Consider the following 22410-nt stretch of genomic DNA (forward strand, 5'->3'; position numbering starts at 1 on the left):
GGAATAGATTTTAACAACATTTTGGACGGAGTTTTTGTAATGACTGATCAAAAAAGGGAAAACCTGTTGAACCTTGCGCTGGCCGCAACGGAAGTCGAACGGCGGCGTGTGCCGGAGCTTTCGGCAGGTTATAACTCTTACAGCAAAACATGGGAAGTAATTGTACAGTATCAGGGAGACCTGGCTTTTCTGGAGGAGCAGGGAGTTCGTGTGACGCTGCTGCTGTTTTCGTATGCCATTCTTCTGGTTCCGGAGTCCCTGATGGATTACGTGACAGGACTGCCGCAGATTACCTATCTGGAGAAACCGAAATTACTTTATTTCGCAGATGCATTTGTGCGGAGCATATCCTGTATTACGCCTGTGCAGGAGGGGGTTATGGGTCTGTCTGGGAATGGGGTGCTGCTTGCATGCATTGATTCAGGCGTGGACTATGCGCATCCTGATTTCTGCGCACCGGACGGGACAAGCCGAATTGCAATTTTATGGGATCAGACGATTCCGGGGAATCCTCCGATGGGGTATGCTCTTGGGTCGGTATATACACGGCAGCAGATCAATGAGGCACTTGCATCTTCTACGCCGGAAGAACGGTTTGCCCTCGTGCCGTCCCGCGATGTGACGGGGCATGGGACAGCGGTGCTCGGAATCGCAGCGGGAAATGGGAGATCCTCGGCAGATGCGGCCATGCGGGGCGTGGCACCGGAAGCAACACTCGTGGTCGTAAAGCTTGGGAATCCTGATCCGGCGGATCTGCCGCGGACATCGCAATTGCTGCAGGCGGTGGATTTCTGCGTAAGATATGCACTTCTGGTGGAGCGGCCGCTTGTGATTAATTTGAGCTTCGGGAATAATTACGGTTCGCACAGCGGGGATTCCTTACTTGAAACGTATTTGAATGCAGTGTCAAATTTAGGGCAGAACGTGATCTGTATCGGGGCAGGAAATGAAGGGGATACCGGACGCCATTATACCGGGAACCTAAAGTCGGACCGCAAGTCGTCCGGTCAGACGCAAACAGTCCGTCCGACATCTGATCCGGCTGCGACGTCTGCGGTCTCGGCAACGGCTGACCGCGCTGTCTCCGTTGAATTTCAGGTCGGTGCTTATGAATCCTCGTTCAGTCTCCAGATCTGGAAGGTTTATGGGGATGAAATCTCGATCGAACTGATTTCCCCCGGCGGCATCCGCTCCGGCACGCTCTCTCCTGTCCTCGGCACGGCGCGTCTGACGCTTGGTCCGACAGAACTTCTCCTGTTTTATGGCATGCCATCCCCCTACAGCCAGGCGCAGGAAATTTACCTGACCTTTCAGGGCGCAGGAAACCATCTGTCCGTCGAAAACGGCATCTGGACCTTGCGTCTCACCCCCGGCCGCCTGATCTCCGGTTCCTTTGACCTCTGGCTTCCCGGCGGAAACGCCGTCGGTTCACAGACACGCTTCTTCTCCCCCACTGCCGACACCACACTCACCATCCCTTCCACCGCCCGCTCCGCCATCACGGTCGGTGCCTACGATCCCCGCCTTTCCTCCTATGCCAGCTTCTCCGGCCGCGGCTATACCCGTATTCTCCACGAAATTAAACCTGATCTCGCCGCCCCGGGTGTCAATATCCCAGCTCCCCGTTCCGGCGGCGGCTATGCTTCCTTCACCGGCACCTCGTTTGCCACGCCTTTTGTATCGGGAAGCGCCGCTCTTATGATGGAATGGGGTATTCTGCGCGGAAATGACCCGTTTTTATATGGTGAAAAGCTGAAAGCTTATCTCATCGCAGGCGCAAAACCCATCGCATCCGAGAGCGAATACCCGAACCGGCGGGTGGGATGGGGACGACTTTGTTTAGAAAGTAGCCTGCCAGATTAAAGTTATTGAAGGATTCGATAGAAGAAATAAAAGCGCAATGTGAAGAGTTAAACGACAAATGAGACATATTTTTATCTCTGTACTATCTTGTACTTTGCTACGAAAATAAAACTCGTAGCAAGGTACTTATAGTGTTCATTTGTCTGGCAACTCTTTTTTATTTAACTGTTAATAACTTGCTGTTTAAAATTTTTTGAATGCAAAGAGAATCACTTACCCAAAAGATATTCTTCCAACATTTCCTTTACTTTTTTCTCAATTTCGTCTATGATCTCTTCACACCTTGTCTTTTTCATCCCTGCACCAGTTCCTACCGCCAGTAACTCTTTTCTGCCTGGATTTCTTCCATTTCCATCTACTGACGTAGTATGTTCGCCATAATACGTATTACTGTAAGTAAGATCATATGCCGGACTTAAATGCCATTTATCTTCGTCTGCTTCGTACAAATACGTGAAGTTCTTCGAATGATCATCTCTGTTATGTGCAAAAACATTGAAACACATTCGGCGGAACATATTTTCAACATCTTCATCGCAATTGCGTGTCATGATTTTTGTCAGTTTCATTAATCCATGATAGTCCAGACTTGGCTGCTCAAAATCCAATTCCAGAATTGCAGCTGTCGTCAACATGTGCACTTTCTTTTTCCCTTTCAAACAGTTTCTCCTGTCAAACCTTTTAGTTCCAAAATATCCTTTACATTTTTCTGATGGAAACAATCTCGTTTCACTCATCATAATTCCGCAGGCCTTGGCACAGCAGGAATAGTCATATTCCATTTTTCCTGCATCTTTTCCGTCCACATGCGCTGGAAATTTGATAATCCATTCTTCATTATCAATGGTTGTCATGATTTTAGGTCTTGCTCCGCCGCTGGTACCTCCCAGCAGATACAATTCGTCCAGTTTATCCGAATACTCTGTATTCAGTATCTTTTGACACTCTTCCGCCAGTTTGTCCAGATCTGCACTGCTCTGCTCCTCTGGAAAATTCTTTTCCGGGTGATATGTCAACGCTCCCATCCCCGATGTGCCCACAATCGCCAGACGATCCAGTACGGTCAGTTCATCCGGATTTTGTTTATGTGCCCGTAACAGGCGATCCAACAGTAATCTGCCCCAATGATCTGGAAGACTGTCCGCAAAAACCCCAAATAATCCTTCAAAATGATCCTTAACTGGAACAAATACCTGTTTTTGCAAAGGCAATGAAAATGGGTTGATCGAAAATCCGGTTTCCAGCCATTCATCACTGTACTGAAATGCCACTTTGTGGTCTGCCGTCATAGCTAATGTTCCCACCGTTTGATCCTCATAACACACCTGCAGTACTTTATCTTGTTTCATTGATAACCTCCTGAATATCTTTATACGGTACCTGCGTGAAAATATTTCTGAGCTCATCTGCAAGATCCAGTGCGATTGCAATTTTCGTTAAAGATAACAGGGAAATTTGTCCTGTCGTTTCGAATCTTTTGATTGAGCCGTAACTCACTCCGCTTATAGATGCTAATTTTTCCTGCGTAATTGAACGTCTCTTTCTGATTTTTCTCACTCGCTGCGCAAGTTTTTGATCCAGTTCTTCCGGAGTTTCCCATATAAATTGTTCCATTTTTTCCCCTTCTTGTTACAGATTATATGTTATCTAAAATATCCTGTTTTTATTCAAAACAGATTATATATTATCTATTCTATTTTACCACTCACGTGCAGAAAGCACAATGATTTCCTGCCCTGTTTCCATAAAAACTCCACCCCGTTTTTGTAACTGCAGATAAATTTTGCATCTCCTTTACTCTATAGGGATAATTTGCGCTTTTTTGACTATCCGGTAGTATTTGTTTCAGAGTAAGTAAAAAAGCCTCTGCCGGGCAAAAATTTTGCTTTCCGGCAGAGGCTTTGCTGGTCAAACGGATATTCATGCAAGCATGATTCGCGATTTTTCTTCCATTTCGCATGGCTTGGAATCGTTACAAATACTGGCTGAATTCCACTTTTTCTTTATTTGGTCCTTCGATCGTGAAGAAACGGACGCCATTTTCCCAGAACGGAAGGAAATGTACTTCATCCTGCGTCGTATTCAGACCGGCCCCGGTAATCATTTCGTGAACCTTTTCAATATTCTTTACGTCAATCGCCACATGGTCGATTGCTCCGGGTTTCAGTGCTGCAGCTTTGTTTTCGTACGTTTCGATCACAAGTGTTCCAAGCTTTAAGAATGCCACTTTCTCATCCGCCGCCTCATTTACGGTGCGGAATGCAATTTCAAATCCAAGCTTTTCATAAAACGCAATCGTCATCTCAATATCGTTGGTCGGAATACCGACATGCTGGATTCCATTTAACTGCTCTCTTAATTCCATTTCTTATCCCCCAGTCTTTTTTCTACCTGTGCCAGATCCGGCATGGCCGGAATAGAGCGTGTCTGAAAAAGGCTTTTCGTGAGCTGCGAGTCCCAGTTCGTGGGAGATTTTATCCGAATAAGGGCGGCGTAGCGGGCTACGGCAACCGAATGAGGGTAAAATATACCGCAAAGTGGAGCTTGCAGATTGCGGAAATGATTTTTCAGACACGCTCTAGCACCTTTTTTCTCCACACAAAGGCTTGCAACGGCGTTTCCAAAACGGGCAAACGCTGCCAGTTCTTCCTGCGGCTGTAAAGATATGCTCCATTCCACCAAGCGTCACTACAACTATTTTTACACTCTGATGATATAATATTTCCGCTGTTTTTGCAACATTTTGCTCTCTCCTGCCCGTTCGCTGCCGTTTTGCTGTTTCTTTTTTTCACAGATCACAAGGATGAGTGCCAGCATTCCTCCCATCAGGCTGCACCAACTGCCAGCCGCCCGTCCGGGCGCATGGTACACAAGAACAATTTTGTGCTCGCCTGATGGGATTTTTGCGCCGAGAAATGCCGTGTTTGCGCGGAACAGCATTGTTTCTTTCCCATCCACTTTCAGCACAAAATTTTCATCGTATGGAATGCTGGTGATGAGGTATCCGTCTCTTTCCGCGGAAACCACGCCTGTGATGCCGTCGCCGCCGTATGTTGCTGTTGTTCCGCCAATCAGGGTAACCGCCTGACTGTACAACTGCTCCGTTTTTTCCAACGGCTGTGCCATACCAGTCCATGTCTCAAAATTTTTCAGGATATAATGGCCTTTTCCCATCCGAATGAATGCAGTTCCATCTTCTTTCATCGTTACAAGATAGTTAAACTGTGTATTCCCATTGGCATACGTATGGTTGATGCCGGTCAGGCGGTTGGTCTGGCCGTTGATGCGGATGAACATATCATGACTCGCTTTCTGATTCTCCACCTCGAAAGAAACGGCGAGCAGCGTCGCTCTCTCTGCGGCACCCGGCAGCGTTGCTGAGACGGTCACGGATTTTTTCGTCTCAATCTCATATCCGTCCGCTGTCTTCTGAATGCGCAGATCTTCCTGATCGGTCTCTGGAATTTCAAGGTTCACTTTCTGAAAACAACTGTGAAACAGGGGTCCTACAGAACCATTCTTTGTATCTGAATCTGCAGCGGCTCTGAAATTATCCACAGATTCCGCCGATTTTTCCTGATCCGGGATCACGGCTGCCGTCTCCAGTATTTCCTGGTTCTGCGGATAAGGTAATGATTTGTATTCCGTCTCGGAAACCACCTGGTCTGTCACGTAGGCAACCGGCGCTGCGGATATGGCACGATAAACCTGAAAGTCCCCGTAATCCCGGTACAGTTCATACCCCTCCGGCCGTGTTTCTGCCAGAATATATTTCACTCCCATGAACTGCCAGAACAGCGGATCATCGGAAACCGTCTGCATCATGCGGTTGCGGAAGGCTTCATTAATCCCATACGTCTCGTCCCGGAATTTCTTATATTCTGCATTGTATGCCGAGGAATAAATCGTCGAAACATTCTGTCCAATATCCCATATCCGGTTGACGTTCGCAAGGTTCTGTCCGCCGTCTCCATACTGCTCCATACGGTACCAGCCGGGATCCTCCGCACGGATCTCGCGGATTGCCGCTGCAATCTTGCTGTCCGTCAGAGCTTCATACGTTTTACGCGGGATCATCACATGCTTTTCCTGATTGATTGCTTTTCCGGCAAATGCAAGAATCACAGCACTAAAGACGAGCGGCAGAAACGGAAGCTCTCTGCCCCGCAGCCGTTTTTTTGCCGGAAACCACCGCCATGCCAGATAGCACGCAGTCACACAAATCACATCCAGTATGCCGAGATGCCAGTATGGTTCAAAGTATGTCTCTTGCTTTGCATTCCACATCAGAATCAGAACTATGAGGTACGGAAGCAATTCTCGCAGCTCTGTCATGACTTTGCGCTTAAAATTCCCGGTGCTTCGATTTTTTCCACACTCCCGCTTCCGGACAAGCTGGTTTTCCACATAAAGCCCGACTTCTGCACAGAGGACCGGAAGAAACGGGATGAATACTTTATCTTTGCTGTACAGGCCGCCGTTCAGCAGATAGCCGAACAGGGGAATACAAAAGAATACCAGCAAAAGGAAGGACAACAGTTTCTCACGCAACCGGCTCTTTCCGATCACTCTGCCCAAAAGCGCCACCCCCGCAAATGCGGAGAGGCCAATGCCGTACGGCGTGTAGCAGAGACGCAGGATCAGAAACTGCGGTTTCCACATCGCCGGATCGGTAAAAAGTCCTGCGATGCCGCCCGCTGCGGTGCCGCGTCCGCCCTCGCCGCTGCCGCCGAACAAGGCGGCAGCCGATGGGATCAGCAGAATACCGGAAAGAAGGATTCCTGCGAGGACCGGAAGCGCAAAGCGGATTGCTGCGCCAAAAAAGCTCCGCAAACCCACCAAGGTTTCACCCGTTCCGGCAGATTTTTCACCTGCCCTCTGCTTTTTCTCTGCCCCGGCCTTTTGATTCCGCGACACTTTTCGATTCTCCTGTTCCGCTTCATACGCAGCATTTTCTGTACCGCATTTCAAATACTCCGTCACTGCATACGCCGTGAGCGCAAGCAGCCCGCCGACCGAAAAATAAAAGCTGGTCAGAATCATCCCAAGAACGGAAAGAATCAGCAGACCGCTCTTTCTCTTCTGAAAATGGCGATCCACGCCCAGCAGAGCCAGCAGCAGAAACGGCATATAATTGACAAACATAAGCTGATTATAGGAATGATATAGAAGTGCGGTAGAACACGTAAAGAAAAGTGATGTAAAAAGACAGTTGCCGTAATGCAGACCCTTTTTGCTGATCCATTGATAAAAAAGCACTGCATCCGCCGCATACAGCAGCGCGGAGGAACCCATCACCCACAGGTCCATCGGGATGAACGGGAAAAGGTAGGATAACAGCATGGTCGGACTCAGCAGTCCGTAGTAGGCAAAATGGTAAATATTCTGACCTCCTCCCAGATTCCATGCGAAATCCGGGAAGAGGTTTCCGGTCGCGTAAAACCGCTTCCGGAAGTAATCGGCAAGGGTGCTGTGCTGGCTGATCCAGTCAATCGAGGAGCCGAATACGCCGTATTGCAGGACGAACAGCCGGCACAAAAGCAAAGAAAAGAAAAACAGACCAGCCGCCGTAAAATCCTTTCCGGTAAGACCTTCCAAGAAGCCGTTCCGCCGTCCTTTCGGCTGGCCTTTCTTTTTCCGTGATTTTCCCGGCTCTCTTATTTCCTTTAAGATTTCCTTTTTCATGCCCGGATTTCTCCTCTTTCAGACGCATGGCGTTTGTCGGCATACTCTGGAAAATACACGTTTTTCTTTTCGGCCGTATGGGTATCTTTTCTTCTCTTTGCAGCACTCTCCTGCTTTTTCACCGGCTGCACACTGTGCATCTTGACCGTCTCTTCACTCGTCTCCTTTAAGAGATAGATCGGACGGTGCTTTGTTTCAAGATATGTCTTGGAAAGATAAATGCCTACAATGCCCGTGCAGAAAAGCTGTACACCGCTCACCAGAAAAAGGATGCATGCCATCGACGGCCAGCCCGCAACGGGATCGCCAAACAGCAGCGTTCTTCCGATGATGAACACGATCAGAATCATAGAAATCAGGAAAAAAAGCACGCCCATGACAGATGCAAGTGACAGCGGGGCTACGGAAAAGCCTGTGATGCCGTCGACCGAGTACGCGAGGAGCTTTCGAAGCGGCCACTTCGACGTCCCGGCGCAGCGGTCCTCGTGCTCAAATTCCAGCCATTCTGTGTGAAAACCGACCCATCCGAAAATCCCTTTGGAAAAGCGGTTGTACTCACTCATTTCCAGCACGGCATCCACCATTTTGCGGCTCATCAGACGGTAGTCCCGTGCACCGCTTACAATCTCTGTTCTGGAAAGGCGGTTGATCACACCGTAGAAGGCATTTGATAAGAAGGATTTGATTTTTCCCTCGCCCTCCCGTGAACTGCGGCGTGCCGCTACACAGTCACAGGTGCCGCTCTGCAGCATCGCGTACATTTTCGGAAGAAGGGACGGCGGATCCTGAAGGTCGACATCCATCACCGTTACGTAATCGCCTTTGGCCGCCTGCAGTCCGGCGTACATGGCTGCCTCTTTTCCGAAATTTCTCGAAAACGAGAGGTAACGGCAGCGCATATCCTTCTGCGCAAGCCGGCGCATCTCAAACAGACTGTGATCCTTCGAGCCGTCGTCAACAAAGATCAGCTCGAACTGAACCTTCTGCTGTTCTTCCATCTCATCCATCTGACGTACCATCGTCTCGTAGTAAACCGGAATTGCTTCCTCTTCGTTGTAGCATGGTATGATAATACTGATTGTCTCCATTTTTTTCCTCCCGGGGATTACATACTCTCTCAGAATCCTTCTGCAGATCCTTCCTGCTGCAATCCCGCTTCTGTCTCATTCTTATGCAAGTCAGGTTTTTGTGGCTGTTTCTCCCGCTGCAGAATCCTCGCCTGCCTCCGGGAAACGCAGGATGACTTTAAACAGATCGCCGTCTGCCGCAAGCTCCATGCGGCCGCCCATGTTGGCCGTGTAGCTTGATGCAATCGCAAGGCCAAGGCCGTGCCCCTCGCTCGTCCGTGATTCGTCGCCGCGCACAAAGCGTTCCATCATTTCCTCCGCTTCAAAATTCATCTCATAGGCGGAAATGTTTTTCATCGTCACGAAAATCTCCCCTTTTTCCTTCCCTGCGTCAATGTAAACTCTCGTTCCGCCCAGGCTGTATTTCAGGATATTTTCCACGAGATTCTGTATCACGCGGTACATTTTCCCATTATCCCCAAGGAACGGCAGCGGCTCATCTCCGAGCGCCGTGCGGAACGACAGATTGCTCTGCGCAATCGCATCGTCCATATCGGCGAGGGTCTGCTCGATCAACCGTTTCATATCCATTTTTTCCATCTGGAATTTTTCGGTTCCGCTTGTCGATTTGGAGAGCTCGAAGAGGCTTTGGATCATCTCCTTTAGCTGTTCCTGTTTCACAGAAATCACTTCGACGTAATCCTGTGCCGCCGGTGTCAGATCCTCTTTTTTCAGAAGATCCGTATAGCCGACCATCGAGGTGAGCGGGGTTTTCAGATCGTGCGATACGTTGGTAATCAGGTCAATTTTGAGACGCTCCGCCTGCATCTGTTTTTCTACGCTCTTCTGCATAGCGCTCTCAATATTTTCCAGCTCTGCAAACGCCGGATACAGCAGGGATTTTTCGGATATTTCATGGATCCGGCTTTCCATGCTGCCTTCTGCCATCGTATGGATCTGTTCCATCAAAAGGCCCATCTCCCGGTTCAGGCGACTGCGGTATGTTTTCCAGGCAAACAGAATTAAAATCAGCGTGGTCAGCCCAAGAAGAATGACAAACAGCACCTCGCCATCCATTCCGTTTATCAGTCCGGTGATCATGGTAATCACGATTAGAAGTTCCGCAATCAGTGCCACACGGAACGGCCATTTACTCTGACCGGCAAGCTGCCGTTCCAGGCTGGTCCGATCTCTGTAACGCTTCCTTTCTCTGCAAAAAAAGGACATTTCTCTCAGTTGTTTCTTTTCATAGCGACAGACAAGAATGCCGGCACTGAGAAGGAAAACGCCACAGATTCCAAAAAACAGAAGACCTGTCTGCACACACTCTATTACAGTACCCCATTCGGCAACAATGCGGTATCTGGCATAGCTGTGCCGGAGCGGCTGAAGCCATCCGAAAAAAGCAAATCCTCCGACAAGAACCAGAAGCTCATTTGGCACCTTTTCGGATTTTTTCAGAAACAGCTGCTCTTTCTCTGCTTCCGCAGCGGCTCTTGCCTCAAACTGCATCTGCCGGGATTTTTCTATTTCATCTGTCTCGGACTTATCTGCGGCTGCCCCTTCGCTGCTTTTTGCTGTTTTTCCCGCTTTTTCCGGTTCGCTGCCGGCAAAAGCAGTCATTTTCGAGTTCCCGGTATTTTTTCGGAATTTCCATACCAGATACAAGGCTGCGGCTATGCCCAAAACGCCGACTACCGTCACTCCAATGCCGATACCCCATTCGATGTTGCGCCACATTCCCCATTCGAATTCACTGGCCCATTTCCGCAGAAGCTTTCCGCACAAAATCAGTACCATAGAAAGATCGGTAAGCATCCACAGCAGGATGCGTTTTTCAGTTTCCGTCAATTTTTTCAATTTTGTATCCAATTCCCCACACCACCTTTAAATATTTTGGATTTTTCGGCGTAATTTCGATTTTCTCACGAATGCGCCGGATATGAACCATGACGGTATTTTCTACGCTGTAAGCATCCTCCTGCCAGACCTGGCTGTAGATTTCTTCGGCTGAGAATACATAGCCGGGATGCTCCATCAGAAGCTCCATAATTTTGTACTCGGTTGCGGTCAGGCGAACAGGTTCACCGTCCACCAGGAGTTCTTTGGTGTTTCGGTTCAGCAGCAGACCGCCGTTTTTCAGGATATCCTGGCTTTGTGTGGTTCCGTTTGCGGCGCCTAAGGAGAAGTAACGGCGGAGCTGGGATTTAACACGGGCCATGAGTTCGGCGGTATTATACGGCTTTGTCACGTAATCATCGGCGCCCATCGAAAGTCCGATGACTTTATCGCTCTCTTCGGTTTTCGCGGAAAGCATGATAATCGGGATGTTGTTTTTTTCTCTTATTTTCATCAGGGCGGAAAGGCCGTTCATTTTGGGCATCATGACATCGAGCAGGATCAGATGGATCTGTTCGGTCATGAGGATGTCGAGTGCCTCCATGCCGTTGTAGGCTTTTTTTACCCTGTAGCCTTCCAGTTCTAATAGTTTGCCGAGAGATCTTACGATTTCCCGGTCGTCGTCTACGACTAATATGTTGTATTGGCTCATCTCGTTTTTCCCCTCTTGGTTCTATGGTGTTTATCATAGCAGAGAAAACGGAGATTATTTGGATAAAAAACTGACATTTTTCTTAAAATGTAATCCCCCATTACGTTTTCCTGCTTTTTTTACAAAAAAAACACTGATTGGTAGAATTGTAAGCTGGTGTAAAAAATAAAAACAAACGCATATAAATTAGTAAAAATGCCTGCCATAGCACCTGAAAATGTGGAAAAAGATAAAAAAAGTCAATATAAGTGGACAAAATACACAATATCAAACTGGGATTTTATTTGATATGATGTAAATATCACAAATAAGCAAAGAAAATGCGTAATAAAAACGCACAAAACAACGGAAAGGATGGGGAGCATGGCGAAGGAAAAGGTGAAAAAGAAAAGAGGACAGAAAATCACACCTGCAATTTTGTGGAAACAGCGCTGGCTGCTTGTAATGTCAGTACCATTTGTAATCTGGCTGATTATCTTCAAGTATATTCCACTTTGGGGATGGACGATGGCGTTTCAGGAGGTAAAACCGGCAACGTTCGCACTTCCGATCTGGGAGAGAACCTGGGTTGGATTTAAGAACTTTACAGATGCATTTAAAGACCGTCTGTTCACACAGACATTAATCAACACATTGGGAGTAAGCTTCCTTGACATCGCGGTTGGAACGATCGCAGCAATCGCATTTGCGGTTCTTCTGAACGAGATGTTCTTTATGAAGTTCAAAAAAGTAACGCAGACCATTTCTTATCTGCCGCACTTTGTATCCTGGGTTATCATTGCAAGTATTGCAAAGAATATTTTCAACGACGGCGGTGTTGTTGACAGTATCTTCGGCAAGAACCTGCACCTGATGAGTTCCAACTCACCGCTTATCTGGGTAACCATTATCCTGATCAACTGCTGGAAAGAGGTTGGCTGGAACGCAATTATTTATCTGTCCGCCATGGCAGGTATTGATCCTGGTCTTTACGAGGCCGCTGATATGGACGGTGCAAGCCGTCTGCAGAAGATCTGGCATATCACTCTGCCGGGTATCCGACCGACCATCATCGTACTGCTGATTATGAGCATCGGTGGCGCCCTGAACGTAGGTATGGAGCGTCAGATGCTTCTTAGTAACCCGCTGGTTGAGGATCACACGATGGTACTTTCCTGGTTCTCTTATAAGAGAGGTATCGGAAACAGCAACTACGGTCTTGGTACCGCAATCGGTGTATTCCAGTCTGCAGTCAGCGTTACCCTGCTGCTGATCGCCAATAAGATTGCCGGTCTGGTAGGCGAAGATAAACTTATGTAGGAGGACGCGAATATGAACAAGAAAGCAAAAAAATTTGACTACGTACTGGCGGTAATCTTCGTATTCCTCGTCATCATCACCATTTATCCGTTCCTGAACGTACTGGCGATTTCGTTCAACGATTCTACGGATACCATTAAGAATGTAAACTTCATCATTCCGAGAAAGTTTACATTAAGCAACTATAAATATGTATTTAAAGACGGCGGCATTGCAATGCCGGCTGTGATTTCTGTAACAAGAACCATCATCGGAACAATCGTAGGTATTGTATGTACCTCGATGGTTGCTTACACATTAAGCCGCAGAGACTTCGTACTCCGCAAACCATTCCAGCTTCTGTTCGTTGTTACCATGTATGTCGGTGGCGGAATGATTCCGGAATACCTTCTGATTATCCGTACCTTAAAGCTGGGCAATAACTTCATGGTATACATTCTGCCTGGTCTGATGTGGGTTTATAATATGATTCTGGTCCGCTCTTATATCGACGGACTGCCGATGGCTCTGCAGGAGGCAGCAAAGCTCGACGGAGCAAACGATTTTCAGATCTGGTATAAAGTCGTTATGCCGCTTTGTAAACCGGTTATCGCAACCGTAGGTCTGTACTATGCAGTAGGACAGTGGAACTCCTTCATGGATACTTACCTGTATGCGAAAAAACTCCCGACTCTGCAGTACAAACTGTATGAGATTATGAACCAGGCGACCATGAAAATGGACGTTCATGCAGGAACCAATGTACAGACGGCCGTAACACCAATGTCCGTACGTATGGCCGTAACGATTGTAGCAACTGTGCCGATCGTTATTGTATATCCGTTCCTTCAGAAATACTTTATCGGCGGTATGACACTTGGTTCTGTTAAAGACTGATAAAAAACAGTATTAAAAAATTTTTAGAAAAAGATGATGTTTATTCCTGCCAGGCGAAAGAAAGAGTGCAGGATGACATAAACCATTTTAAGGAGGGCTTTTATGAAAAGAAAAGTAGTATCACTCATGTTAGTATCTGCTATGGTGGCCGGAATGCTCGCAGGATGCGGTTCCGACAGTGGCAGCAGCAAGGGAGGTTCCAGCACAGAGACTGGATCAGCGGCAGAGGCAAGTTCTTCAGGCGAGACAGCAGATGATGCAGATGACAAATCTCCGATTACCTTTGAGTATTTTAACGCTGATGGTAAAAACGGCAACTGGGATAACCCGGTAGCAAAAGCAATCACAGAGGCAACAGGCGTTACACTGGATGTTTCCTATCCGGTAGCATCCCAGGGTGATGCAAAAGAAGATATTGCGCTGATGATCGCAAATGATGAGTATCCGGACATGATTTATGCAAAAGGCTCAGCAACGGATTTGTATCAGGCAGGCGCGCTGATTGATATGACAGACCTGATTGAAAAATATGGTCCAAACATCAAAAAAATGTACGGAGCAGAGATGGAAAAACTGAAATGGAGCCAGGATGATCCTGGAATCTATCAGCTTTCCTACGCAGGTGTAAACCAGAAAACCCTGACAACAGGCGGAAGCTGCCAGATTCAGTGGGCTGCATTAAAAGAGAACGATTATAAATATCCGAAGACACTGGATGAGTATGAAAAAATGATCAAGAGCTATCTTGCAGCACATCCAAAAACAGAAGATGGTCTGGATATGATCGGTATCACCATGAGTGCTTCTGACTGGCACTGGATGATTACCCTTGGAAACCCGGCAGGACTGATCGCTGATGCATCCCCGGATAATGGACAGTGGATCATTGACGACGAGTACAACGTACATTACAAACATGTAACAGATGAAGAGAAAGAATACTTCAAATGGCTGTGCCGTATGTACAACGAAGGTATCCTGGATCCGAACTTTGCAACGCAGACAGATGATGACTATATTGCAAAAGTTGCCAGCGGCCGTGTTGTTGCCATCACCGATGCTGAGTGGCATTACAGCCAGTGCGAAGCTACTCTGGTAGCAGACGGAAAAGTAGATCAGACTTATGTTGGACTTCCTGTAACCTTAAGAGAAGATCAGGTAGAAAAAGCCCTTCTGTATCAGGGAACTACCGTTGGCTGGGGTATTGGAATTACCAAGAGCTGTGAAGATCCGGTTCGTGCCATCAAATTCCTTGACTATCTGTGCTCCGATGAAGGACAGATCCTGTATCACTGGGGTATTGAAGGCGAGAACTACTTCCTCGATGATAACGGACAGCCATATCGTACCGATGAAGAAGTTGCAAAAGCTCAGTCTGATCCGGATTATGCAAAGAATACCGGTATTGACAACTACACTGGATTCCCGATCTACGGAACAGGTTCCTACTCTGAAGACGGATTCCCATATACTCCAACTACCAAAGAGTCTGTTATTGCAAACTACAATACAGCAGAAAAAGAAGGATGCGAAGCGATGGGATTTGAGATGCTGACCGACATGTTTGCACAGCCGGAAGAGTTCGATCTTCTTCCATACTCTGCACTGTGGGCATATCAGCAGCCACAGGAACTTGCTGAGAAACAGACAATTCTGGACGAAATTGCTTGGCCGGGACTTGTTAAATGCGTAACTGGTACCGAAGATGAGTTTGATGGAAACTGGGAGAGCATGGTACAGGAGCTGACAGACAATGGTCTGGCAGATGCAGAAGAAGCTATGACAGAGTTCCTTGCTACCAAACTTGTTGATGTAGAGTAAGTAAAGCAAAAACATAAGGTTTTGCCGTTGAACGGAAGGCGGCACAAAAACATGGTCTGATATTATTAAATGTCAGGCCATGTTTTTAAATACAGCGACAGTAATGGGAAATGTGAAACATTGTAAAAAGATAACAGTATATGGAAAATCTGCAAACAATTTCATGAGACAAAATAATCGGGAGGTTTTTGGAAAATGACAGAAAAGAAGGAGTTTCAGGTAAACAAAAACACACCGTTCTGGGATGCATCACTGACGGATCAGGAAAGAATCGACTGGCTGTTAAAAGAAATGACGGTCGAAGAAAAACTGGGATACCTCGCCAGCTCTTCCCCGGATCTGCCGCGCCTTGGCATTCCGGGTGTCTCTGTGGGCGGTGAGGCGGCACACGGCGTTGAGGGCAGAAACGATCAGAACGGTCTTGGAAAACCGGATGTGACAACATCCTTCCCACAGCCGATCGGTATGAGTGCATCCTGGGATCCGGAGCTGATCAGACAGGCCGGTGAAATAACAGGAACCGAGGCGCGCGTCGTATGGCACCGCCATCAGGGCCATGGACTCAGCAGATGGGCTCCGACCGTTGATCTTGAGCGCGATCCGAGATGGGGAAGAAACGAAGAAGGTTACGGAGAGGATCCTGTGCTGACCGGAAAAATGGCCGGTGCTTATATCCGGGGAATGCAGGGCGATGATCCGAAGTATCTGCGCTGTGCAGCGACCTTAAAGCATTTCTATGGAAACAACACGGAGGTCGGCCGCGGATGGAAAAATTCTTCCATTGACCCGCGGAACAAATATGAGCTGTATCTGGAGCCATTCCGCAGATGTATTGAGGATGGCGGCGCAGAGGGCATTATGACGGCATATAACAAGATCAACGGAACGATCGGTATCCTGAATCCGGAAGTGACCGATATTCTGAAAAAACAGTACGGTCTCCGTCACGTTGTCAGCGACGGCGGTGCGATGGGACTTGTCGTGAATCTGCATCACTATTTCGGACAGCATGCGGAGACGATCGCAACGGCGCTGAAAGCCGGTGTGGATGCCATGTCTGACGATCCGCGTATGGTAGAGCAGGCGGCACGCGAGGCATATGAGCTTGGCATTCTGAAAGAAGAGGATATGGACCGCTCTATTCGCTGTATGATGGAGACGAAGCTTCGTCTCGGCGTTTATGATCGGGAAAATCTGAATCCGTATGACCGTGTGACCGAGGACGATATCGATTCCCCGAAGGCACGTGAAATCTGTAAAGAGCTGAGCCGCGAATCGATCGTACTTCTGAAAAATGAGAACGGAGCGCTGCCACTTGACAAAGCCCTGAAAGCAGAAGATATTGCCATTGTCGGACCGCTTGGTGGTGCATGGTATCAGGACTGGTACGGCGGAACGGCACCATACCGCACAACCTTCCTGCAGGGGATGGAAGTACTGAAGCAGGAGAACATTACATTCGCGGATGGTCTGGATCGCGTTGTTTTCCGCTGTGATGGAAAAGGTCTTGCCGTAGCAGAAGACGGAACACTTCAGATGGCAGATGAGCCAGATGTGTTTATCAAGGAATACTGGGGTGAGGGAAGCTATACGTTCAAGAGTGTCCGTACCGGAAAATACCTCAGCGCAAGACTCTCAGAGTCGCAGGGAGAAAAGCCGAAAATGGGACAGATTGCGGCAGACCGGGAGGAAGCCTTCGACTGGTTCGTGATGGAGATTTTCCACGTGGAGCCACAGGAGGATGGCAGCGTTGTGCTGACCAACCGTTTCCATTACCCGGTTTATAAGGATGCAGAGGGATTTTTCTCCTTTGAGCAGACGGAGGGAATTCCGATTACGATGGAGGTTGTCGAAAACGGAATTGAAAAAGCAGTTGCTGCAGTCCGGGGCAAAAAGCAGGTTTTACTTGCGCTCGGCTGTAACTCCGTGATCAATGCGAAAGAGGAGATCGACCGCAACACACTGGAGCTGCCAGAGGAGCAGGAGATGCTGCTTGACCGGATCACAGAGGTCAATCCGAATACCGTTCTGGTGCTGTTTACGAATTATCCGTACACACTTCAGAAAGCGATGGAAAAACTGCCGGCGATCATCATGTCTGCAACGGGAAGCCAGGATATGGGAAGCGCAATGGCAGAGGCTGTGCTTGGAATCTATGCACCGGCCGGCCGTCTGAATATGACCTGGTATGAGAGTATCGATCAGCTGCCGGACATTGATGATTACGACATCATCAAAGGAAAAAGAACGTACCGCTATTTCGACGGGAAGGAATTGTATCCATTCGGCTATGGCCTGACGTATACCACATTTGCGTATGAGAACTATAAGATTTCCTTAAAAGATGACCGTCTGCTGCAGATCTCTCTCGATGTGAGAAATACGGGCGCTACCGCAAGCGACGAGGTCGTCCAGATCTACGGTTCCGCTCTGGAATCCTGCGTAAAGAAACCAATCTGCCAGCTGCTTGATTTTGTCCGTGTGAAAAACATTGCCCCGGGCGAGACGAGACACATCGCACTGGAAATCCCGGTGGAGGAGCTTCGCTTCTACGATGTCATCAGCCGCAGACTGATGGTAGAAGAAGGAACGTATGAAATCTATGCGGGCGCATCCTGCAAGGATAAAGCCGTTTCCGCAGAAATCTTTATTCCGGGCGGAAAAAGGGGAGTACGCGATCTGAGTGCATTTACCGCGGCAGACCACTACGATGATTACGAGAACATGTATCTGACGGAAGGCCACTTCAATTTCAAGGCAGTCCGCGTGCAGGATGAGACGAAAGAAGGTGTTCTCGTTTACCGTGACTGTGATCTTTCCGATGCTACTGTTCTGGCACTTCATGTGAAGAGTGAACGTGGCGGCAGTGTGGAAGCCTTTGTGGACGGTATTTCGATGGGAAGCTTTACCGGTGACACAAGAACCTGCGAGTTACGCAGCGCTCCGAAACTGGACCGTTATGCGGAGGACGAAGTAAAAGAGCGCAATCGGTACCGTGAGCCGGTTTATGAGGATATCGAAATTTCCCTCGCAGACAGACCGCAGACGGATGGCGCATCTGAGATCCGTCTCGTCCTGACGGGAGATATGCGGATCTGCTATCTGCGTGTGCTGCAAAATAAGAGCACAGGAAAAATTCATATGGGTGTAGCAAACTAACCAGATCATGTATTGTCTGAAAAAAGTATTGACAAATTGTGTGAATATGAATAAAATATTCCTGTAAAAACAAAATACGGAGATCTTCAGGGCAGGGTGTGATTCCCTACTGGCGGTATAGTCCGCGACCCGCTGCGATATCAAACAGCGGCTGACTCGGTGCAACTCCGGGACCAACAGTTAAAGTCTGGATGAAAGAAGATGAAATAAAATTTATTTGCATGGAAATATTTTTGGTGCCCTGAATTCAAGAAAAGGAATTCAGGGCACTTTTTTTCGCGGGCAACGAGCCAAAGTCCGTGCTTGCACGAGACCTTGGCGACTGCCGCGAAAACGAGTTCAAATTCGTGGAGCGTATTTGGACTCGTTACTTCCGGCAGAACCGGTCAAGATCTCCAGAAAAAAAAGGAGAAATACAGTTATGAATGCACAGACAACAGCAAAACAGACATCAAAGATGTCGCAAATCGGAAAAACCCGTTACATGGTACAGGTGGCAATGCTCGGCGCCGCCGCAGTCGTATTGATGTTTTTTGACATCCCGCTTCCGTTTGCCCCGAGTTTCTACAAGATTGATTTAAGCGAAGTTCCGGTGCTGATCGGAGCCTTTGCGATGGGACCTCTTGCCGGAGCTGCGATTGAGCTGATTAAGATTCTGCTGAACCTTGTTATGAAAGGAAGTACCACCGCAGGTGTTGGTGAAGTAGCAAACTTCCTGATCGGCTGCGCGTATGTTATGCCGGCCGCATGGATCTACAAAACACAGAAAACAAAGAAAAATGCCATGATCGGTATGGCAGTCGGAACTGTATTTCTGGCAGCAGCCGGCGGTCTTCTGAACGCTTTTGTACTGCTTCCGGCTTATGCAGCAGCCTTTGGAATGCCGATGGATGCCCTTGTGGGAATGGGATCCGCAGTCAACAAAGCAATTACAAGCCTTCCGACCTTTGTTCTGTTTGCCGTTGTACCGTTTAATATCATCAAAGGTGTTGTGGTATCACTGGTAACCATGCTTCTGTACAAGCACATCAGCAGACTGCTGAAGGGTGAGGCGATGAATTAGTTCATCATTTCCGAAATCATTTTTGTAAACGGAGAATCCAATAAATACATTGTAGAGAGACGGACAAAATGCAGAGAGAAATCCTCTGTTTTTTGTCCGTCTTTTAAAATTTTCGGGGAATGGCGGCAATGGATTGCCCACACAGGTCTTTTAGTAGTACAATGAAGCATAATCGATAAAAGAAAATACACAGCGAAATTGGAAAGGAGCGCAAAAAAAAGAGATCCGCACATTGGCTGAAATCTCTTTTCTATCACATTTTAATATTGTTATTATGTCTCGAAACTGTTAAGCGCTTTCCAGATGTTCCATCACTTGAACGCCCCATTTAAAAAGGGCGGTTCGCATGGCGAAGGTCAGGACTGCGGTAAGCAGAATCATCATGCTCGTGGTGATGTGGATGTTGAGGTGAAGTTTTCCGTACAGCAGGTAGCCGGCTCCGATCAGGATTGCGCCGACGGTGAGGTCGATGAGAACGGAGATCAGGGAGCGGTTGTTGGATTTTATGGCGGCGGTTTCGTTTTCCCAGTTTAATTTCGGAAATGCAAGGTCAAAAAGGAGCTGTTCATAGTTGACGAACAGGGTAAATAAAACCGTGATCGCCGTGGTGTAAAGAAGGGTCGCCGGGTGCAGACCGAAGACGACAGCAATTATGTTGAAGACCAGAGCGTACGGCAAGGTGCCAAGGAGACTGATCAGGATGCCGCTTACCAGCATGGCACGGATCTGGTCGTGATAGCTCATCGGAATGCATTTCATGTAAATGTATTCGCTGCCTTTTCGGGACATCGCTGTGGCGGAGATCACGCAGAACATGGACATCATGACGGCGATTCCGGCGGCGGTAAGGACGGCAACTGCGACGGGCAGTTCCCCTTTCAGGAGGCGGAATATAGTGCCATCGGCGACAAGCCGGGTCCAAAGGCCGGTGGTTTTAGCCATGCCAAGGCTGGAAATGATTGAAATGAGGGCAATACCAAGCATGAAGACCGGCCAGATGAGAGGCATCAGAACACAATTCATGAACCAGGCCGGTGTGCGGTACAGTTTTTTCCATTCAATCATCGCGTAGGTGCGGACCGGATTTTTGCTTTTGACGGTTCGGGTCACTTCTTCTTTGGATAAAATGCGTTTTTCGCTGGTGGTCTCGCTCATGCCGAGGACAGCCGGAAGGTAGATTTTCCAGGCGAGGGCGAAAAAGACAGCAAGGATGACGGCGGTTGTAGCGATGTAGAGTATCATTTTGAGAAAGGATGCATCTGCAAGGCTTCCGGTCATCAGGGGCAGGTTCGGAAAAATGGTCCGGAAGGCGCGCAGAGTGCCCTTCTGGCTTTCCATCAGGTTCATGATATCCTGCATTTCAAAATTTCCGATACTGCGCGAAAATACGTTGATGCCGATCGCAAAAATCAGGGATGCGGCGAATCCGAGGTAGCTTAAGAAATCCTTGTTTCGGATATTTTTGAAAAGACGCATCACGAGCATCGTCAAAACTGCGGCGTAAACGAGCGGCACAACCGGGAAAATAAGGCAGGCGAGGATCATATTGATCCAGTAAAAAATGCCCATTTTGGCGCTGATCCCGTACCCTAACAGAAACGGAAAGAACAGCAGTACAATAAGATAGTATTCGTTCAGCAGACAGCAGAAGCCTTTCGCACCGACAATCTGCGCCGGGGTAAACGGCAGCGGCAAAAGCTTTACGAGGTCAGAGTCCATGTAATACTCGCTCAGAAACAGCGGCAGGCCATAGAAGAAAATGACCATCATGCCAATGGCACAGACGAACTCGATCAGCAGGGTTTCCAGCCCGAGCGGCTGCAGGAAGGTATAGCCGGAATATCCCAGAAGAAACAGTAAGACCGACACGGGAAGGAGGCAGACACCAAGCAGAAGGTATACAACGATACGTCCTCCGTCCGAAAATGCTTTCTTTTTTCCGCTCTTCTGATTGCTTTTTCCTGGTCCGCTTTTCAGAAGGAAACGGGTGAGAATCCATAAGTTACGCATGTTCGGTGATCTCCAGAAAGATATTTTCAAGTGTCTGATCCGGATAGGCCGCTTTTAATTCTTCCAGGGTACCCAGGTATACCTGGCGGCCGTGATGGATGATGGCGATGCGGTCGCAGAGTTTTTCCGCTACTTCCAGCACATGGGTGGAAAACAGCACGGCGTTTCCGGCATCGGCGTGTTCACGCATCATCTGTTTGAGCTCGTGCGCGGAGCGCGGGTCAAGGCCGGTCAGCGGCTCATCGAGAATCCAGACCGGCGGCTTGTGGATCAGTGCGCCCATTACCATGATTTTCTGACGCATGCCATGCGAGTAGCTCATGATACGGCTCGAAAGGTTCTCTTCCATCTCAAAGCGTTTTGCGGTTTCTTCGATAAAACGCTGACGCTCTTCCGTTCCGACACCGTAGATATCTGCCATAAAATTCAGATATTCAATTCCCCTGACGCGAAGAAACGCATCCGGGTCGTCGGGCACAAAACCGAACTGGCGCTTGGCTTCGAGCGGATCCTTCTGGATATCTTTTCCATTGATTTCAATCGTTCCCTCGGACGGCGCTAAGATACCGGTGATCATTTTTAACGTTGTCGTTTTTCCGGCCCCGTTAGGACCGATGAAGCCGGTGATCTTTCCATCTTCGATATCCCAGGAAAGATCATCGACGGCTTTTTTGCTTCCATCGCCGTAAATTTTGCTGACGTGGTTCAGACGAATCATGTTTTATTCCTCCTCTTTTTTTCTTGTAAAACGAAACTGTGATTCTCTTGCTTCGTTTCTAAAAACAGACTGCCCTTTTCTCACTCCGAAAGCTCTTATCCTTCCCTGCGCAGGAAAAGGAGTCAGGCGGATCTTCGCTACTTGCTTGATTCAGTTAAATTTCGAAGCACGGGCTGTGATCTTGTGTTTTTTTCAGTATGCATTCTTCTGCCAGAACTGTCAATCAGCGGAACGAAAAATACAGAATTTTGTAAGAACTTGTAAGACTTTTAGAGCGTGTCTGAAAAAAAGATACCGC

At 48.1% G+C, this 22410-nt stretch carries 17 protein-coding genes and 1 riboswitch; of the genes, 7 read left to right on the forward strand and 10 right to left on the reverse strand.

Annotated features, from left to right (window positions below):
• The first annotated feature begins 39 nt into the window (after positions 1-39).
• Positions 40-1863 carry a S8 family peptidase gene (locus tag DW642_RS12330; RefSeq protein WP_117510362.1) on the forward strand — a complete coding sequence of 608 codons (1824 nt, stop codon included), beginning with the start codon at positions 40-42 and terminating at the stop codon, positions 1861-1863.
• 209 nt (positions 1864-2072) lie between these two features.
• Here DW642_RS12330 and DW642_RS12335 read toward each other — a convergent pair whose 3' ends face one another.
• From DW642_RS12335 to DW642_RS16675, 4 genes are all read right to left on the reverse strand, one after another.
• Positions 2073-3212 (reverse strand): type II toxin-antitoxin system HipA family toxin, encoded by a 1140-nt coding sequence (locus DW642_RS12335; protein ID WP_055227801.1) that lies wholly within the window; start codon positions 3210-3212, stop codon positions 2073-2075.
• Complete coding sequence (locus DW642_RS12340) at positions 3199-3477, reverse strand: helix-turn-helix domain-containing protein (RefSeq protein ID WP_055227803.1); 279 nt, start codon at positions 3475-3477, stop codon at positions 3199-3201. Before DW642_RS12340 ends, DW642_RS12335 begins: the two co-directional genes overlap by 14 nt.
• Positions 3478-3835: 358 nt before the next feature.
• Positions 3836-4228, reverse strand: coding sequence for a VOC family protein (locus DW642_RS12345; RefSeq protein ID WP_055227805.1), 393 nt, complete (start codon positions 4226-4228; stop codon positions 3836-3838).
• Positions 4219-4392 carry a DUF6783 domain-containing protein gene (locus DW642_RS16675; protein WP_308054139.1) on the reverse strand — a complete coding sequence of 58 codons (174 nt, stop codon included), beginning with the start codon at positions 4390-4392 and terminating at the stop codon, positions 4219-4221. Before DW642_RS16675 ends, DW642_RS12345 begins: the two co-directional genes overlap by 10 nt.
• On the opposite strand from DW642_RS16675, the gene DW642_RS16680 reads away from it, so the two are divergent.
• Entirely contained in the window at positions 4312-4524 is a 213-nt protein-coding gene (locus DW642_RS16680) for a DUF6783 domain-containing protein (RefSeq protein ID WP_306665944.1), read from the forward strand. The genes DW642_RS16675 and DW642_RS16680 overlap by 81 nt on opposite strands.
• A 39-nt stretch (positions 4525-4563) precedes the next feature.
• Here the strand turns inward: DW642_RS16680 and DW642_RS12355 are convergent, their stop codons facing one another.
• From DW642_RS12355 to DW642_RS12370, 4 genes are all read right to left on the reverse strand, one after another.
• Positions 4564-7548 (reverse strand): YfhO family protein, encoded by a 2985-nt coding sequence (locus tag DW642_RS12355; protein WP_117510363.1) that lies wholly within the window; start codon positions 7546-7548, stop codon positions 4564-4566.
• Complete coding sequence (locus tag DW642_RS12360; protein WP_070103713.1) at positions 7545-8636, reverse strand: glycosyltransferase family 2 protein; 1092 nt, start codon at positions 8634-8636, stop codon at positions 7545-7547. The genes DW642_RS12355 and DW642_RS12360 overlap by 4 nt, the downstream gene beginning before the upstream one ends.
• 90 nt (positions 8637-8726) lie before the next feature.
• Entirely contained in the window at positions 8727-10487 is a 1761-nt protein-coding gene (locus tag DW642_RS12365) for a sensor histidine kinase (RefSeq protein ID WP_117510364.1), read from the reverse strand.
• Entirely contained in the window at positions 10453-11166 is a 714-nt protein-coding gene (locus DW642_RS12370) for a response regulator transcription factor (protein WP_055266899.1), read from the reverse strand. The genes DW642_RS12365 and DW642_RS12370 overlap by 35 nt, the downstream gene beginning before the upstream one ends.
• 363 nt (positions 11167-11529) lie before the next feature.
• Here DW642_RS12370 and DW642_RS12375 point away from each other — a divergent pair, with 363 nt between their 5' ends.
• The 5 genes from DW642_RS12375 (at position 11530) to DW642_RS12395 (ending at position 19384) form a co-directional block, all read left to right on the forward strand.
• Positions 11530-12465, forward strand: coding sequence for an ABC transporter permease (locus DW642_RS12375; RefSeq protein WP_173841824.1), 936 nt, complete (start codon positions 11530-11532; stop codon positions 12463-12465).
• A gap of 12 nt (positions 12466-12477) precedes the next feature.
• On the forward strand, positions 12478-13341 hold the full coding sequence (locus DW642_RS12380) for a carbohydrate ABC transporter permease (protein WP_117510366.1): 864 nt from the start codon (positions 12478-12480) through the stop codon (positions 13339-13341).
• A gap of 102 nt (positions 13342-13443) precedes the next feature.
• On the forward strand, positions 13444-15162 hold the full coding sequence (locus tag DW642_RS12385) for an extracellular solute-binding protein (RefSeq protein WP_117510367.1): 1719 nt from the start codon (positions 13444-13446) through the stop codon (positions 15160-15162).
• A 195-nt stretch (positions 15163-15357) separates the two neighbouring features.
• Positions 15358-18321 carry a glycoside hydrolase family 3 C-terminal domain-containing protein gene (locus DW642_RS12390; protein ID WP_117510368.1) on the forward strand — a complete coding sequence of 988 codons (2964 nt, stop codon included), beginning with the start codon at positions 15358-15360 and terminating at the stop codon, positions 18319-18321.
• Between the two features lie 78 nt (positions 18322-18399).
• A riboswitch (FMN riboswitch) is annotated at positions 18400-18528 on the forward strand.
• 214 nt (positions 18529-18742) lie between these two features.
• On the forward strand, positions 18743-19384 hold the full coding sequence (locus tag DW642_RS12395; RefSeq protein WP_022461231.1) for an ECF transporter S component: 642 nt from the start codon (positions 18743-18745) through the stop codon (positions 19382-19384).
• Between the two features lie 288 nt (positions 19385-19672).
• Here the strand turns inward: DW642_RS12395 and DW642_RS12405 are convergent, their stop codons facing one another.
• A complete protein-coding gene (locus tag DW642_RS12405; RefSeq protein ID WP_117510369.1) occupies positions 19673-21394 on the reverse strand; it encodes a putative ABC transporter permease subunit in 1722 nt (573 codons plus the stop codon).
• Positions 21387-22112: an ABC transporter ATP-binding protein gene (locus DW642_RS12410; protein ID WP_055221955.1), complete on the reverse strand. Its 726-nt coding sequence runs from the start codon at positions 22110-22112 to the stop codon at positions 21387-21389. Before DW642_RS12410 ends, DW642_RS12405 begins: the two co-directional genes overlap by 8 nt.
• Positions 22113-22410 lie beyond the last annotated feature (298 nt).

Source organism: Blautia sp. AM23-13AC, from assembly GCF_003435675.1.
Classification (GTDB): domain Bacteria; phylum Bacillota; class Clostridia; order Lachnospirales; family Lachnospiraceae; genus Fusicatenibacter; species Fusicatenibacter saccharivorans.

Excerpts from the sequence above, each read along its gene's own strand:
- DW642_RS12410 (WP_055221955.1), bottom strand. The coding sequence starts at position 22,112 with ATGATTCGTCTGAACCACGTCAGCAAAATTTACGGCGATGGAAGCAAA.
- DW642_RS12345 (WP_055227805.1), bottom strand. The coding sequence starts at position 4,228 with ATGGAATTAAGAGAGCAGTTAAATGGAATCCAGCATGTCGGTATTCCG.
- DW642_RS12405 (WP_117510369.1), bottom strand. The coding sequence starts at position 21,394 with ATGCGTAACTTATGGATTCTCACCCGTTTCCTTCTGAAAAGCGGACCA.
- DW642_RS12340 (WP_055227803.1), bottom strand. The coding sequence starts at position 3,477 with ATGGAACAATTTATATGGGAAACTCCGGAAGAACTGGATCAAAAACTT.
- DW642_RS12395 (WP_022461231.1), top strand. The coding sequence starts at position 18,743 with ATGAATGCACAGACAACAGCAAAACAGACATCAAAGATGTCGCAAATC.
- DW642_RS12360 (WP_070103713.1), bottom strand. The coding sequence starts at position 8,636 with ATGGAGACAATCAGTATTATCATACCATGCTACAACGAAGAGGAAGCA.
- DW642_RS12380 (WP_117510366.1), top strand. The coding sequence starts at position 12,478 with ATGAACAAGAAAGCAAAAAAATTTGACTACGTACTGGCGGTAATCTTC.
- DW642_RS12355 (WP_117510363.1), bottom strand. The coding sequence starts at position 7,548 with ATGAAAAAGGAAATCTTAAAGGAAATAAGAGAGCCGGGAAAATCACGG.
- DW642_RS12375 (WP_173841824.1), top strand. The coding sequence starts at position 11,530 with ATGGCGAAGGAAAAGGTGAAAAAGAAAAGAGGACAGAAAATCACACCT.
- DW642_RS12385 (WP_117510367.1), top strand. The coding sequence starts at position 13,444 with ATGAAAAGAAAAGTAGTATCACTCATGTTAGTATCTGCTATGGTGGCC.
- DW642_RS12335 (WP_055227801.1), bottom strand. The coding sequence starts at position 3,212 with ATGAAACAAGATAAAGTACTGCAGGTGTGTTATGAGGATCAAACGGTG.
- DW642_RS12390 (WP_117510368.1), top strand. The coding sequence starts at position 15,358 with ATGACAGAAAAGAAGGAGTTTCAGGTAAACAAAAACACACCGTTCTGG.
- DW642_RS12370 (WP_055266899.1), bottom strand. The coding sequence starts at position 11,166 with ATGAGCCAATACAACATATTAGTCGTAGACGACGACCGGGAAATCGTA.
- DW642_RS12330 (WP_117510362.1), top strand. The coding sequence starts at position 40 with ATGACTGATCAAAAAAGGGAAAACCTGTTGAACCTTGCGCTGGCCGCA.